Origin of the sequence: Actinophytocola sp. NPDC049390 (assembly GCF_044466355.1) — a bacterium.
In the GTDB taxonomy this organism is placed as follows: Bacteria; Actinomycetota; Actinomycetes; order Mycobacteriales; family Pseudonocardiaceae; genus Actinophytocola.
The window spans coordinates 732,046-745,277 of record NZ_JBITMQ010000001.1 but is presented as its reverse complement, the minus strand read 5'-3'; the positions used below and the strand labels follow the sequence as shown (position 1 = coordinate 745,277).

Annotated in this window: 12 protein-coding genes; 10 read left to right on the top strand and 2 right to left on the bottom strand. The window is 72.3% G+C overall.

Annotated features, from left to right (window positions below; all coding sequences use genetic code 11):
• Positions 1-51 precede the first annotated feature (51 nt).
• The 8 genes from ACIBVP_RS03355 to ACIBVP_RS03320 all read left to right on the top strand — a co-directional run bounded on the left by ACIBVP_RS03355 (position 52) and on the right by ACIBVP_RS03320 (position 8,574).
• Positions 52-1,182: an ADP-ribosylglycohydrolase family protein gene (locus ACIBVP_RS03355; RefSeq protein WP_396104332.1), complete on the top strand. Its 1,131-nt coding sequence runs from the start codon at positions 52-54 to the stop codon at positions 1,180-1,182.
• Entirely contained in the window at positions 1,182-2,534 is a 1,353-nt protein-coding gene (locus ACIBVP_RS03350) for an ADP-ribosylglycohydrolase family protein (RefSeq protein ID WP_396104921.1), read from the top strand. Before ACIBVP_RS03355 ends, ACIBVP_RS03350 begins: the two co-directional genes overlap by 1 nt.
• Positions 2,531-3,388 carry a ribokinase gene (locus ACIBVP_RS03345; RefSeq protein ID WP_396104331.1) on the top strand — a complete coding sequence of 286 codons (858 nt, stop codon included), beginning with the start codon at positions 2,531-2,533 and terminating at the stop codon, positions 3,386-3,388. The genes ACIBVP_RS03350 and ACIBVP_RS03345 overlap by 4 nt, the downstream gene beginning before the upstream one ends.
• The gene (locus tag ACIBVP_RS03340; RefSeq protein ID WP_396104330.1) at positions 3,354-5,369 is read left to right on the top strand and encodes an SUMF1/EgtB/PvdO family nonheme iron enzyme; all 2,016 of its coding nucleotides are present in this window, start codon (positions 3,354-3,356) and stop codon (positions 5,367-5,369) included. The genes ACIBVP_RS03345 and ACIBVP_RS03340 overlap by 35 nt, the downstream gene beginning before the upstream one ends.
• Positions 5,366-6,541, top strand: a complete 1,176-nt coding sequence (locus tag ACIBVP_RS03335) for a CaiB/BaiF CoA transferase family protein (protein WP_396104329.1) — start codon at positions 5,366-5,368, stop codon at positions 6,539-6,541. Before ACIBVP_RS03340 ends, ACIBVP_RS03335 begins: the two co-directional genes overlap by 4 nt.
• Positions 6,538-7,320, top strand: a complete 783-nt coding sequence (locus tag ACIBVP_RS03330; RefSeq protein WP_396104328.1) for an HpcH/HpaI aldolase/citrate lyase family protein — start codon at positions 6,538-6,540, stop codon at positions 7,318-7,320. The genes ACIBVP_RS03335 and ACIBVP_RS03330 overlap by 4 nt, the downstream gene beginning before the upstream one ends.
• A 79-nt stretch (positions 7,321-7,399) precedes the next feature.
• Positions 7,400-7,603, top strand: coding sequence for a hypothetical protein (locus tag ACIBVP_RS03325; RefSeq protein WP_396104327.1), 204 nt, complete (start codon positions 7,400-7,402; stop codon positions 7,601-7,603).
• A gap of 5 nt (positions 7,604-7,608) precedes the next feature.
• A complete protein-coding gene (locus ACIBVP_RS03320) occupies positions 7,609-8,574 on the top strand; it encodes a hypothetical protein (protein ID WP_396104326.1) in 966 nt (321 codons plus the stop codon).
• Here the strand turns inward: ACIBVP_RS03320 and ACIBVP_RS03315 are convergent.
• Complete coding sequence (locus ACIBVP_RS03315) at positions 8,571-10,607, bottom strand: hypothetical protein (protein WP_396104325.1); 2,037 nt, start codon at positions 10,605-10,607, stop codon at positions 8,571-8,573. The genes ACIBVP_RS03320 and ACIBVP_RS03315 overlap by 4 nt on opposite strands.
• 217 nt (positions 10,608-10,824) lie before the next feature.
• Between ACIBVP_RS03315 and ACIBVP_RS03310 the strand changes: the two genes are divergently transcribed.
• Positions 10,825-11,715 (top strand): TIM barrel protein, encoded by an 891-nt coding sequence (locus ACIBVP_RS03310; RefSeq protein WP_396104324.1) that lies wholly within the window; start codon positions 10,825-10,827, stop codon positions 11,713-11,715.
• A gap of 77 nt (positions 11,716-11,792) precedes the next feature.
• Here the strand turns inward: ACIBVP_RS03310 and ACIBVP_RS03305 are convergent, their stop codons facing one another.
• The gene (locus ACIBVP_RS03305; RefSeq protein WP_396104323.1) at positions 11,793-12,125 is read right to left on the bottom strand and encodes a DUF3140 domain-containing protein; all 333 of its coding nucleotides are present in this window, start codon (positions 12,123-12,125) and stop codon (positions 11,793-11,795) included.
• Between the two features lie 103 nt (positions 12,126-12,228).
• Between ACIBVP_RS03305 and ACIBVP_RS03300 the strand changes: the two genes are divergently transcribed.
• Positions 12,229-13,215 carry a LacI family DNA-binding transcriptional regulator gene (locus ACIBVP_RS03300; RefSeq protein WP_396104322.1) on the top strand — a complete coding sequence of 329 codons (987 nt, stop codon included), beginning with the start codon at positions 12,229-12,231 and terminating at the stop codon, positions 13,213-13,215.
• Positions 13,216-13,232: the final 17 nt, after the last annotated feature.

The following is a 13,232-nucleotide window of genomic DNA, read 5'->3' as shown; positions in this document are numbered from 1 at the left end:
TGAAAGGCCCTTCTCCGGCGCCTTTCACGGCACCTCCGGGAGGGGAGAACCATGCTTGAGGACAAGGCGACGGGGGCTTTGGCGGGGGCCGCCGTGGCCGACGCGCTCGGTGGGGCGGCGGAGGGCAACACGCCCGAGGCCATCCAGGAGCGGTACGACGGGTTCATCGAGGGGATCGTGCCGCCCTTCAACCTCGACTGGCGGCACGCACGCCCGATCGCGCCCTACCACAAGGGCGACGGGCACGTCACCGACGACACCCTGATGACCACGGCGCTCGTGGAGGTCTACGACACCGTGCGCGACCACCTGGACGCGTACGCGATCGCCGACCACCTCGTGCCGCTGCTCATCGGGGAACGCCGGTGGATCCCCGAGCTGGAGACCGAGACGATCCTGCTCCACCGGATCTTCCTCGCGGAGAAGTGGCTGGTCGCGCGCCTGCACTACGGGCACATCGACCCACGTGAGGCGGGGGTGGGCAACATCGTGAACTGCGGTGCCGCCATGTACGCCGCGCCGATCGGGATCGCCAACGCGGGCTCGCCGTCCGGCGCGTACGCGGAGGCGATCGACGTGGCGGGCGCGCACCAGTCGAGCTACGGGCGCGAGGCCGCCGGCGTGTACGCGGCGTGTGTCGCGGAGGCCATGCGGCCGGGGGCGTCGGTGGCGTCGGTGGTCGAGGTCGCGCTGTCGGTGGCGAAGGACGGCACCCGGGACGCGGTCGAGGCGGTGACCTCGGCGGCGTCGTCGCTGTCGGACTGGCGCACGTCGCTCGCCGCGATCCGCGCGGCGGTCGAGCCGTACGACACGGTCGGCCCGCACTACCGGCAACCGGCGCGCGACGCCCGGATCCCCAGCCGTACCAAGTCGATCGAGGAGCTGCCGGTCGCGCTCGGCATGCTCGTCGTCGCGGGCGGGGACTACCGGGAGACCGTGCTGGGCGCGGTGAACTACGGCCGCGACTCGGACTCGATCGCGGTGATGGGTGGCTCGATCGCGGGCGCGCTGGGCGGCCGCGCGGTCGTGCCGGACGAGTGGGTCACGCGGATCAGCGAGGCGAGCAGGCTGGACGTCACGGCGACCGGCCCGACGATGGCCGCCGTCGCGAAGGACATCTGGACCAAGGACCAGGCCCGGTTCGAGCAGCGCGCGAAGCTGTTCGGCACGGAGGCGGCGTGATGCTCCGTCTCACGTGGACACAGCCGGAGGACCTGGTGCCGCACGCGTTCGCGGCGGCCAGGGCCGACGGCATCGACGTGGACGACCTGGCCGACTGGTGGACCGCGGCGGGTGGGTCGCTCCACGCGCCCGGTTCCGGCGCCACCAAGGACCCCGCTCCCCCGGCGCTGCGCAAGCTCGCCCGCGAGCTGCTGTCGCAAGTGGACGATCGGGAGGCGCCTGCCGCGTTGCGGGCCGCGGAACCGGACGGGCTGGACGAGATCCTCGCACCGGCGCGCCCGGTGGCCGTCCCGGCACCCGGCGAGGACCTGTCCGACCGCGTGCACGGGGCGTGGCTCGGGCGGGCGGCGGGGTGCCTGCTCGGCAAGCCGGTCGAGAAGATCCCCCGTGAGGGCATCCGTGCCATCGCCCAGTCCACCGGCAACTGGCCGATCTCCCGCTACTTCACCGAGGTCGGCCTGGACGGCGAGATCGCCGACCGGTACCCGTGGAACCGGCGCAGCCGCCCGACGAGCCTGCTCGAGAACATCGACGGGATGCCCGAGGACGACGACCTCAACTACCCGTTGATCGCCCTCGGCCTGCTGGAGAGGCACGGCGGCGGGTTCACCACGGACCAGGTGGCGCAGTCGTGGCTCGACAACCTGCCCGGCGGCCGCGTGTTCACCGCGGAGCGGATCGCGTACCGGAACCTGCTCGACGGCTACGAACCGGACGTGGCGGGCCAGGTCGGCAACCCGTTCCGTGACTGGATCGGCGCGCAGATCCGCACCGACGTGTACGGCTGGACCCATCCGGGTGACCCGGTGACCGCGGCACGTCTCGCGTGGACGGACGCCCGCCTGTCCCACGGCCGCAACGGCGTGTACGGCGCCATGTTCGCCGCGGCCGCGTGCGCGGCGGCGGTGGTCGCGGACGACGTGGCCGAGGTGGTGGCGGCGGGACTGTCCGTGGTGCCGCCGGAATCCCGGTTCGCGCAGGCGGTCACCATGGGCTGGGAACTGGGCGAGCTGCCCACCGGGCAGGCACTGGACCTGATCTACGCCCGGTACGGCGACCTGCACTGGGTGCACGTGCTGAACAACGCCGCCAGCCTCGGCTACGCGCTGGCGCATGGCGCGGGTGACTACGCCACCACGATCACCACGGCGGTCACCGGCGGCTGGGACACCGACTCCACCGGCGCCACCGCGGGCTCGATCGCGGGTGCGCTGACCGGCGCGAAGAGCCTGCCACCGGAGTGGGTGATCCCGCTGCGCAACCGGCTCGCGTCGAGCATCCCGGGCTTCGACGGCATCGGGTTCGACACGCTCGCCCGCCGCACCCTGGCGCTCGTAAGGTCGGAGTCATGAGCGTTGTGATCGTGGGTAGCGGGAATGTCGACCTCGTCAGCCAGGTCGAGCGGATCCCGTCACCGGGTGAGACCGTCCTGTCCACCGGGTTCGCCACCCACGCGGGCGGCAAGGGCAACAACCAGGCCACCGCCGCCGCGAGGGCGGGCGCGACCACCACGTTCGTCGGCGCGTTCGGCGACGACGACAACGGCGCCCGCCTCCGCGCGAGCCTCACCGACTCCGGCGTGCGGCCACTGGTGCGCACGTCGACCGAACCGACCGGCACCGCGATGATCACCGTGGCCACGTCCGGCGAGAACGCGATCGTGGTCAACGCGGGCGCCAACGCGACCCTGACCGACCTCACCCCGGCGGAACGGTCCGCGATCGCGGGCGCCGACCTGGTGCTGATGCAGCTCGAGATCCCGCTCGACACCGTCATCGCCGCCGCGAAGATCGCGAGCGGGCGGGTCGTGCTGAACGCCGCGCCGGCCCGGTCGCTCCCCGAGGAGCTGCTCGCGGCCGTCGACCTGCTGGTCGTCAACGAACACGAGGCCGCGTTCCTCGGTGGCAGCGACCACCTGCTGACCGTGGTGCCCGCGCTGGTCGTCACGCTCGGTGCGAAGGGCGCGCTGGTCCGCACGAGCAGCACGACGACCGAGGTCCCCGGCATCACCGTCGACGTCGTCGACACCACCGGTGCGGGCGACACCTTCTGCGGCGCGCTCGTCGCGGCGCTGGACGAGCGCAGGCAGCTCGACGACGCGGTCCGGTTCGCGACCGTCGCGTCCGCGCTGTCGGTGCGCCGCGCGGGTGCCGTGCCCGCCATCCCCACCCGTGAGGAGATCGACGATTTCCACCCCGACGACTGATCGGACCGACCCGGACGAGGCCAGCACCAACCAGTTCGACCCGCTGGTCCCGCGCCCGATCGACCTGCCGACCACCCTCCCGCTCGACGAACCGCTCGACCCCGAGGTCGGCGACATCGCCAAGGTCTTCGCCGCCCCGGACGACCCGGCGGACTGGCCCGCGTGGCGCGACGCCCTGGCCCGCTGGCGCGACGAGGCCCACGCCCGCCTGGGCTACGACGGCGCGATCTACGAGCGCGCGGCGACCGGCTGGACGGCCTCCTGCTACAGCGTCGCGTTGATCTGGCTGTGGGACGAACGCCTGTACGACCGGGCGGAGCACCGGTTCGACGTGGCCGGGTTCCTCGACAGGACGGCGGACCACGGCGGCTTCGACGGGGTCGTGCTGTGGCACGCCTACCCGGTCATCGGCATCGACGACCGCAACCAGTTCGACTTCTACCGCGACGTGCCCGGCCTGCGGGACGTGGTCGCGGCGTTCCAGGCGCGGGGTGTCAGGGTGTTCCTCGACTACAACCCGTGGGACACCGGCACCCGGCGCGCGCCGCACGACGACGCGACCGAACTGGCGCTGCTCGCGCGCGAGCTGGGCGCCGACGGGATGTTCCTGGACACCATGAAGGAAGGCGACTCCCGCCTGGTGTCCGCGCTGCTCGACAACGATCCGCCGCAGGTCCTCGAAGGCGAGTCGCGGCTGCCGAACGCACGGATCGTCGACCACCAGCTCAGCTGGGCGCAGTGGTTCGCCGACAGCACCGCCCCCGGCGTGCAGCGGGCCCGCTGGTTCGAGCGGCGCCACATGACCCACCAGACGAGGCGCTGGAACCGCGACCACAGCGACGAGCTGCAGTCGGCGTTCATGAACGGCACCGGCATGCTCGTGTGGGACACGGTGTTCGGCGTGTGGGTCGGCTGGAACGACCGTGACAAGGCGACGCTGCGGCGGATGCTGCGGGTGCAGCGGGCGCTGACGGCGCTGTTCGTGGGTGGCGAGTGGACGCCGCTGGCCGACGCGTCGGAGGAGGCGATCGAGGCGGGCGTCTACGCGTCCCGCTGGGCCGACTCGTCCGGCCGCACGCTGTGGACGCTGGTCAACCGCGGTCACCACGACTACACGGGGCGGGCGCTGACCGCGACCACGGGCGGCACGGCGTGGTTCGACCTCACCGCGGGGGTTCGGCTCGGACACGGCACGTCGGCGCCGCCGGTGACCGTGCCCGCGCGCGGGGTCGCGGCGGTGCTCGCGGTCGACGGACCGGAACCGTCGTGGTTGCCCGGTCTGCTCGACGCCGCGGCCGCCGACCCCGGTGCCACCGACGCGACGTTCCCGGCCCGAACCGCCTCGCGCGTGGCCCCGCCTTCGACCAGTGGACGGTCTCGAGGGGTGACCGTCCGCGTCGAAGGCGGGCCACGCACGCTGCCCATGACGTACCGGCGCCGCGAGACCGGCACCTACCAGGGCGCGCCGTACGTCGAGGAGTGGAAACCGCTGCCACCACGCCTGCACGACCCGCGTGAGGACGTGCTGACCGTGACGGTCGCGGACGTGGCCGTGGCCGCGATCGAGGTGACGAACGCCGAGTTCGCGGAGTTCGTCGCCGCGACCGGCCACCGGTCGGCGTGGTCACCCGGCCAGGCTGACGGCCCGGCGACGACGGTCGACTTCGCCGACGCGCGGACGTACGCGGAGTGGGTCGGCGGCAGGCTGCCGACGGAGTTCGAGTGGCAGGTCGCGGCGGAGTCACCGGAGTTCCGGCGCGCCACTCCCCTGGTGTGGAACTGGACGGAGAGCGAGCACACGGACGGGATCACACGGTTCGTGATGTTGAAGGGCGGCAGCGACCACCAGAGCACCGGCTCCGACTGGTACGTCGACGGCGGCCCGCGTGAGCCGTCGTTCAGCCTGAAGTTCCTGCTGCCGGGCCTGGGTGCGGACCGCTCGCCGAACATCGGTTTCCGGGTGGCGTGGGAGGTTCGATGAGCGGGCCACTGGCAGGCATCCGCGTCCTGGACGTGTCGACGTTGTTCGCGGGACCACTGGCCGCGACGTTCCTCGGTGACTTCGGCGCGGACGTGATCAAGGTCGAGCACCCGCGCAGGCCCGACGCGGCCCGCGGCCACGGCCCGGCGAAGGACGGCGTCAACCTGTGGTGGAAGACGCTGGGCCGCAACAAGAAGACCGTCACGCTCGACCTGGGCAAGCCGGAGGGAGCACGGCTGTTGCTCGCTCTGGCCGCCGAAGCGGACGTGCTGATCGAGAACTTCCGTCCCGGCACGCTGGAGCGCTGGGGTGTGGGCCCTGCCGAGCTGCACTCGACCAACCCCCGCCTGGTGGTCGCGCGGGTGACGGCGTTCGGCCAGTTCGGCCCGTACTCGTCGCGTCCCGGTTTCGGCAGCCTCGCCGAGGCGATGAGCGGGTTCGCGGCGCTCACCGGTGAGCCGGACGGGCCGCCGACGCTGCCACCGTTCGGGCTGGCCGACGGCATCGCGGCCCTGGCCACGGCGTACGCGGTGATGGTCGGCCTGCGCACGGGCGTCGGGCAGGTGATCGACATGGCCATCATCGAACCGATCCTCATGCTGCTCGGCGGGCAGATCACCGCGTACGACCAGCTGGGGCACGTGCAGCCGAGGACCGGCAACCGGTCGGTGAACAACGCGCCCCGCAACGTCTACCGGACCGCGGACGGCGACTGGGTGGCGGTGTCGACCAGCTCGCAGTCGATCGCGGAGCGCGTGCTGCGCCTGGTCGGCCGGCCGGACGTGGTGGACGAACCGTGGTTCGCGACCGGCCACCAGCGGGCCCAGCACGCGGACGAACTGGACGCGGCGGTGTCGTCGTGGATCGCCGCCCGGTCCACGGACGAGGTGGTGGCGGAGTTCGAGAAGGCGCAGGCCGCGATCTCGCGGGTCTACGACGTGCGCGGCGTGCTGTCGGACCCGCAGTACCGGGCGCTGGGCACGGTCCAGACCGTCGACGACGACGAACTGGGCCCGGTGAAGATGCAGAACGTGCTGTTCAGGATGTCGGAGACGCCCGGCGCGATCCGGTGGGCGGGCAGGCCGCACGGCGCGGACACCGACGAGGTGCTCGCGAAGGTCGGCGTGACCCGGGAACAGTTGGCGGCGCTGCGCGAGGCGGGGATCGTATGACCCCGGTGACGGGCCTGTACGTGCCGGGCAACCGTCCCGACCGCTTCGACAAGGCCGTGGCGACGGGCGCCGACCTGGTGGTCCTGGACCTGGAGGACGCGGTACCGCCCGAGGAGAAGACGTCGGCCCGCGAGGCGGTGGCGGCGTGGCTGGCCTCGGCCCGGGTCGACTGCCTGCTCCAGGTACGGGTCAACGCGGTCGACGACCTGCCCGCGTTCCAGGACCTGACCGGCTTCGAGGTGCGGCTGCCCAAGGTCGAGTCCCCGGCACAGGTGGACCGGGTCACCCGAGCCCTCCCCGACGTCGCGGTGACCGCCCTGCTGGAGACGGCGCTCGGGGTGGAACACGCGGCCGCGATCGCCGCCCACCCGGCGGTGACCCGCCTGGCCCTGGGCGAGTCCGACCTGGCCAGCGACCTCGGCACCCGCGACGAGGCGGTACTGGACCACGCCCGGATCCGCCTCCTCTACGCGGCACGAGCGGCGGACCTCCCTGCCCCGATGCTCTCGGCGTACCCGGCGATCAGGGATCTCGCGGGCCTGCGCGCCGACACGGAACGCGGCCGCGCCCTGGGCTGGTACGGCCGGGTCGCCATACACCCGACCCAGCTCCCGGTGATCGCGGCGGTCTTCCGCCCGACGGCCGAGGAACGCCGCTGGGCGGAGGAAGTCCTGTCGGCGACGAGCGCCGGTGGCGTGACCACATTGGCGAACGGCGACATGGTCGACCCAGCGATGCTCGGCCGGGCGAAGGCGATCCTCTCCCGGAGGCGCGACTGACACACCGGCGCACAAAAGTTGCAGACCGCATGTCCCTTCTCGGGGAGGTACGTGACAATGTCCTGTTATGCGCAGTGACGTGCGAGCGGTGTTGAGGCACTGGCTGGGGGCCGACGTGCGTGCGGTCGAGGGGTTGTCCGACGACGCGCTGGACGAGTTGCAGCGCGCGCTCGTCGAGGCGCGGAGGCGGCAGGCGCGGGCCTTGGCGGCCGCGTCGGACGAGGCGTTGAGACAGATGCCGCCGGTGGTGCGGCGCACGGTCAGCCTGCTGCTGGGGCGGTGACGGCGGTGGGCACCGATCTCGCGACCCGGGCCGAGCTGGTGAAGCTGGCGCGTGCCCTGGGTACGTCCACGGACCGGGTGGCGTTCGCGGCCGTGCTGCCGCACGAGGACATCCGGCGGGTGCGGGAGCGGGTGGTGTCCACCCTGTACGACGAGCACCGGGCCGCGTTCCAGCGCGTCGCGGCGATCACGCGGGTGTTGCCGACGCCGGTGAACGTGCGGATCGCGTTGCGGGCGTTCCCGCCGTTGCTCGCCGCGCGGGTGGCCGGGGAGATGCCGCCGGAGCGGGCCGCGCAGCTCGCCGACCGCATGCCCGTGTCCTACCTGGCCGAGACGTGCGTGCACCTCGACCCGCGGCGTGCGGCGCCGTTGATCCAGCGGATCCGTGCCGACCGGGTGCTGGACGTGGTGATCGAGCTGATCGACCGCGGCGAGTACATCACGCTCGGCAGGCTGCTGGACGCGGCGACGGAGCCGGTCATCCACGACGTGGCGATGACGGTGTCCACGGAGGCGTTGCTGCGCATCGGGTTCTACGCCGAGTCCGGCGAGCAGCTCACCAGGGCGGTCGCGCTGTTGCCGCCCGCCCGGCTCCGCCAGGTCGTCCGGGACGCGCTGGCCGGTCCCCGCGAACTGGCGTCCGCCGGTCTGGCCCTGATCGGCAGGCTGACCGACGACGCCCTCCGCGGCAGACTCGCGGAGCACGCGGCCGAGGCCGACGACACGGCCCTCACCGTGCTGCTCCACACCGCCGTCAACGACGACGCGGTACCCGTACTGCTGACCGCGGTCGCCGCGATGACCGACGACGCCAAGCGGCGCGTGCTGCGACTGCCCGCCCTCGCCGAGCCGGCCGTGGTCGGCGACCTGGTCCTTGCCGTCGAGAAGCACGACCTGTGGGGCACGATGGCGGCGCTGACCGAGTTCATGCCGCCCGAGGTGCGGACCCGGTTCCCGTCCGCTTCCCGCTAGGCGATCGATCGCTGCTGGGGTATCGACGAGGATCTGGCAGGCTCCTCGAGCGCCTCCGCCTCCCCAGCGCCCGACGCCAGCAACGGCGCGACGCCGACCAGCACCTCCCGCGCGTTGCGCAACTGGGTGGCGAGCCGTCCGCGCAGGTCCTGCAACCGGGCCACGTCCTGTTCCGCGGCGCTGACCCGCCGGTGCGCGTCGTCCTTCGCCGCCGCCACGCGGCGGACAGCCTCCTGGTCCGCCTCGCCGACCAGCCGTTCGGCTTCCTCGTCCGCGGCGGCCCTGCGCCGGGCCGCTTCCTCGTCGGCGGCCGTCAGCAGCCGCGCCACCTCGGCCGTCGCCGCGCCCACGCGGCGGGCGGCCTGGTCCTCGGCGTCCGCCGTGGCCTCCTCGACCAGCCGCACGGCCGCCGCCCGCGCTTCGTCGAGCACCCGGTCGGCCTCCTTCGTCGCCGCCTGGACGCGGCGGGTGGCCTCGGCCTTCGCCGCGACGATCCGAGCGTCGGAGCTTTCGGCCGCTTCCCGGGTCACCTGACTTGCCCGCTCCCGCGACACCGCAACACGGTTCGCCGCATCCACCGTGGCCTCCTCGACCAGCCGCACCGCCGCCGCCCGCACCTCGGCCAGCAGCCGGTCACCCTCCTCCGTCGCCGCGTGGATGCGGCCGGTGGCCTCGGCCTTCGCCGCAGCGATCCGCGCCTCCGAGCTTTCGGCCGCTTCCCGGGTCACCTGACTTGCCCGCTCCCGCGACACCGCAACACGGTTCGCCGCATCCACCGTGGCCTCCTCGGCCAACCGCACCGCCGCCGCCCGCGTCTCAGCCAACAGCCGATCAGCCTCCTGCGTCGCCACCTGGATACGGCGGCTCGCCTCGGCCTTCGCCGCAGCGATCCGCGCCTCCGAGCTTTCGGCCGCTTCCCGGGTCACCTGACTTGCCCGCTCCCGCGACACCGCAACACGGTTCGCCGCATCCTCCGTGGCCTCCTCGGCCAACCGCACCGCCGCCGCCCGCACCTCGGCCAGCAGCCGGTCACCCTCCTCCGTCGCCGCGTGGATGCGGCCGGTGGCCTCGGCCTTCGCCGCAGCGATCCGCGCCTCCGAGCTTTCGGCCGCTTCCCGGGTCACCTGACTTGCCCGCTCCCGCGACACCGCAACACGGTTCGCCGCATCCACCGTGGCCTCCTCGGCCAACCGCACCGCCGCCGCCCGCGTCTCAGCCAGCAACCGGTCAGCCTCCTCCGTCGCCACCCGGATCCGGCGACTCGCCTCCACCTTCGCGGCGACAATCCGCGCGTCCGAGCTGGTGGCGGCTTCCCGAGTCACCTGACTTGCCCGCTCACGCGACAACGCCACCCGGCGCTCGGCGTCCTCCGTCGTCTCCTTCAGCAGGCGGTCCGCCTCCTGTTGTGCTGCCACCTTCTGCTCGGCGATCTCGCGCATGGCCTCCATGCGCCTGCGGGCCATGGCCACCTCGAAGTCGGCCTCCACGCGTTCCCTCCGGCGGGCGGCGCGTTGATCGAGTTCGGTGCGTCGGCGGTCGGCCTCCGTGGTCATCACCGCCGCGTCCACTTCCGCCTGTCGCAGCAGCTGGCGGTGTTCGGCTTCCGTCGCGCGGCGAGCGCGGTCCATCTCCGTGAGCGCTTCCTCGTACTTGGCGCGCAGCCTTCCCGCCGCCTCTTCCGCCGTGGCCCAGCTGTTCTCGGCGGCGGCCCTGGCCCTGGCGGTGATCTCGGCCGCCTCCTCCTTGGCCAGTTCGACCATCCTGCGCAGGCGGGCGGGCACGGCCGCGGGGTCGACCGGGGTGCGGGACAGTTCGTCGATTCTGGCGGCCTGCCAAGCGTTCCGCGCGCGCAGCTGCTCGACCTCGGCGGTCAGCGCCTGCGCCAGCTCAGCGTTGGCGTCGCGGTCGGTGGCGAGCAGCCGCAGCTCCTCCTCCACCGCGTGCACGTACTGGCGGACGGGACCTCGCCGGTAGCCGCGCAACACCACGTCGAACCCGGTGCGGAGCGGGACCAGCTCCTTGCCGTCACTCACCCGGCATCACTTCCTTCCGCCACAGGAGAATCGACTCATCCGTCCACAAAGGACATTTACGGACCGTGTGTGGTTCCACCCTTACCAGCGTCACCCCAAAGTGGTAAAGGCCCTCAGCGGTCAGGGATGATCAATCTGCGGTCAGCGGCTCTTGTGTCCAGTCCTTAGCAAGGCTTACAGTCAGCGCACCCGTACTTTTGACGATGAGGTGCAAAAGATGGCTGATTTTGAACGAAAGTCCTCTCGACGCCGGTTTCTCCAGGGCGCGGGCACGGCGGCCGCGGTCGGGCTGACCGCGCTCGCGCTGCCCGGCACCGCCACGGCGGCGTCCGGAGGACGTCCGGTGCCACCCGGCAAGATCGGTTTCCAGCTCTACTCGGTGCGCGACATGCTCAGAGCCGACCCCGAGGGCACGCTCGCGATGATCGCCGACGCGGGGTACGCCGAGATCGAGCCCGCGTACGACTACGGCAACCGCACCCCGGAGCAGTTCAGGAAGATCGTCGACGACAACGGCCTGGCGGTCATCGGCAGCCACCACAACCCGTACGACTTCCGCGGTGACCTGGCGCGGGTCACGCTCGAACGCGCGGTGACGCTCGGCCAGAAGTACGTCGGCGTCTCCTACATGGACGGCCGGCAGACCGCCGACGGCTACCGCCGCATGGCCGACGAGATGAACCAGTGGGGCGAGGCAGCGCGCGCCTACGGCCTGCACTGGTACGCCCACCTGCACGACAACGAGTTCGCCACCGACCCGTCGACCGGCGAGGTCCTGTTCGACATCTGGCTCGCGGAGACCGACCCGGGCCTGGTGTCGTTCGAGATGGACCTGTACTGGATCCTCCGCGCGGGCGCCGACCCGATCGCCTACCTCGACCACCACCAGGACCGGTTCCCGCTTTTCCACCTCAAGGACGGCACGCCGACCGAGGGCATCGAGACCGACCTCGGCGACGGCACGGTCGACTTCGTGTCGATCCTCTCGCGCGTGCGCAGCCTGGGCGCGCACGACTTCGTGATCGAACGCGACCAGCAGCCCGACCCGGTCCGCACGGCCAACGTCTCCTACGACTACCTGCGGAGTCTGCGCATCCCGAGCGCCTGATCGGGGTCGGGCGCCGGACGGTGCGGCACGACCGGCCGGCGCCCGGCCGTCAGGCCTTCAGTGTCAGGCCTTCAGTGTCAGGCCTTCAGCGGGTCGTGGCCGATGGTCATCAGGCGGTGGCGCCAGTTGGCCTGGCCCGCCGTGGGTTCGAGGTCGTCGCGGCGTTCGCCGTGGACCCGGTCCACCACCTTGCGCATCACGCGAACGTCGTCGTCGTTCAGGTCGGTCTTGCGCTTGCCCAGGATCGCGAGGACGTGCTGCCCCGTCTCCGTGCCGGCCTGGTCGGGCAGCTCCTCGGTCCGGTCGGCCGCGGACCGCGTGCGCAGCCACTCGCCCAGCTCACGCGACGACATGTTCACCACCCGGTGGAACTCGTCCCACAGAGCCTCCTCGACGGGCGTGTCCGCCACCTGTCTCGCCTCCTCAGTCCGTGGTCCGTGAGTTGCAGGGCTACCCGGGTGAACACCCGCCAAACGCCTTTACATCGTTGGCACAACGTTGTAAAAGCTATGCATGGCCACCTTGAAGGACGTCGCGGTGCTCGCCGGGGTGTCCGTCAAGACCGTGTCGAACGTGGTCAACGGGTACGCGTTCGTGAAGCCGGAGAACCGGCGCCGGGTCGAGGACGCGCTCAACGCCACCGGCTACCGGCCCAACATCGGGGCCCGCAACCTGCGCCGCGGTCGCACCGGGTTCATCGCGCTCGTCGTGCCCGAGCTGTCGATCCCGTACTTCGGTGAACTGGCGGGCGGAATCATCGCGGCCGCCGCCGAGCACGACTGGAGTGTGCTCATCGAGCAGACCCAGGGCGACCGGGCACGCGAGCGCAAGGTGATCGGCGACCTCGGCCCCCACATGGTCGACGGCGCGATCGTCAGCCCGCAGGCGGTCGAGCCCGACGACGTCGCGATGCCGGGCGTCCCCGTCGTGCTCCTCGGCGAACACCCCCTGCCGCTCCCCCTCGACCACGTCGGCATCGACAACGTCACCGCCGCCCGCACGGCCGTCCGCCACCTCATCGACCTCGGCCGCACGCGCATCGCCGTCATCGGACACCACCCCACCCGCGGCACCGCCACCCAGCGGCTCGCGGGCTACCGGCAGGCCATCGCCGAGGCCGGGCTGCCGGAGATCGTCGCGACCGCCCTGCGCTACCACCACCAGGACGGGGCCGAGGCCATGGCGGCGCTGCTCGACCGGCACGAACAGCCGGACGCCGTGTTCTGTTTCAACGACATGCTCGCGCTCGGTGCCATCCGCGCCGCCCACGACCACGGCCTGCGGGTGCCGCACGACGTCGCGATCGCCGGGTTCGACAACACCGAGCACAGCGCCTACAGCGTGCCCGCGCTCACCACCATCGCACCGGACAAGGCGGCGCTCGCGAAGGCGGCCGTCGACCTCGTTCACCGCCGTGCCGCCGGCGGCGGCACCGACTTCCCGGCCCAGGACGTCGCGATCCCGTACGCCCTGGAGGTCAGGGAGAGCACCACCCCATAACCGAATACGGCACCAGG

What these genes read in the sequence shown, in the direction of transcription:
- ACIBVP_RS03335 (WP_396104329.1), top strand. Translation starts at nt 5,366, where the DNA reads ATGAGCGGGCCACTGGCAGGCATCCGCGTCCTGGACGTGTCGACGTTG.
- ACIBVP_RS03330 (WP_396104328.1), top strand. Translation starts at nt 6,538, where the DNA reads ATGACCCCGGTGACGGGCCTGTACGTGCCGGGCAACCGTCCCGACCGC.
- ACIBVP_RS03310 (WP_396104324.1), top strand. Translation starts at nt 10,825, where the DNA reads ATGGCTGATTTTGAACGAAAGTCCTCTCGACGCCGGTTTCTCCAGGGC.
- ACIBVP_RS03345 (WP_396104331.1), top strand. Translation starts at nt 2,531, where the DNA reads ATGAGCGTTGTGATCGTGGGTAGCGGGAATGTCGACCTCGTCAGCCAG.
- ACIBVP_RS03300 (WP_396104322.1), top strand. Translation starts at nt 12,229, where the DNA reads ATGGCCACCTTGAAGGACGTCGCGGTGCTCGCCGGGGTGTCCGTCAAG.
- ACIBVP_RS03350 (WP_396104921.1), top strand. Translation starts at nt 1,182, where the DNA reads ATGCTCCGTCTCACGTGGACACAGCCGGAGGACCTGGTGCCGCACGCG.
- ACIBVP_RS03355 (WP_396104332.1), top strand. Translation starts at nt 52, where the DNA reads ATGCTTGAGGACAAGGCGACGGGGGCTTTGGCGGGGGCCGCCGTGGCC.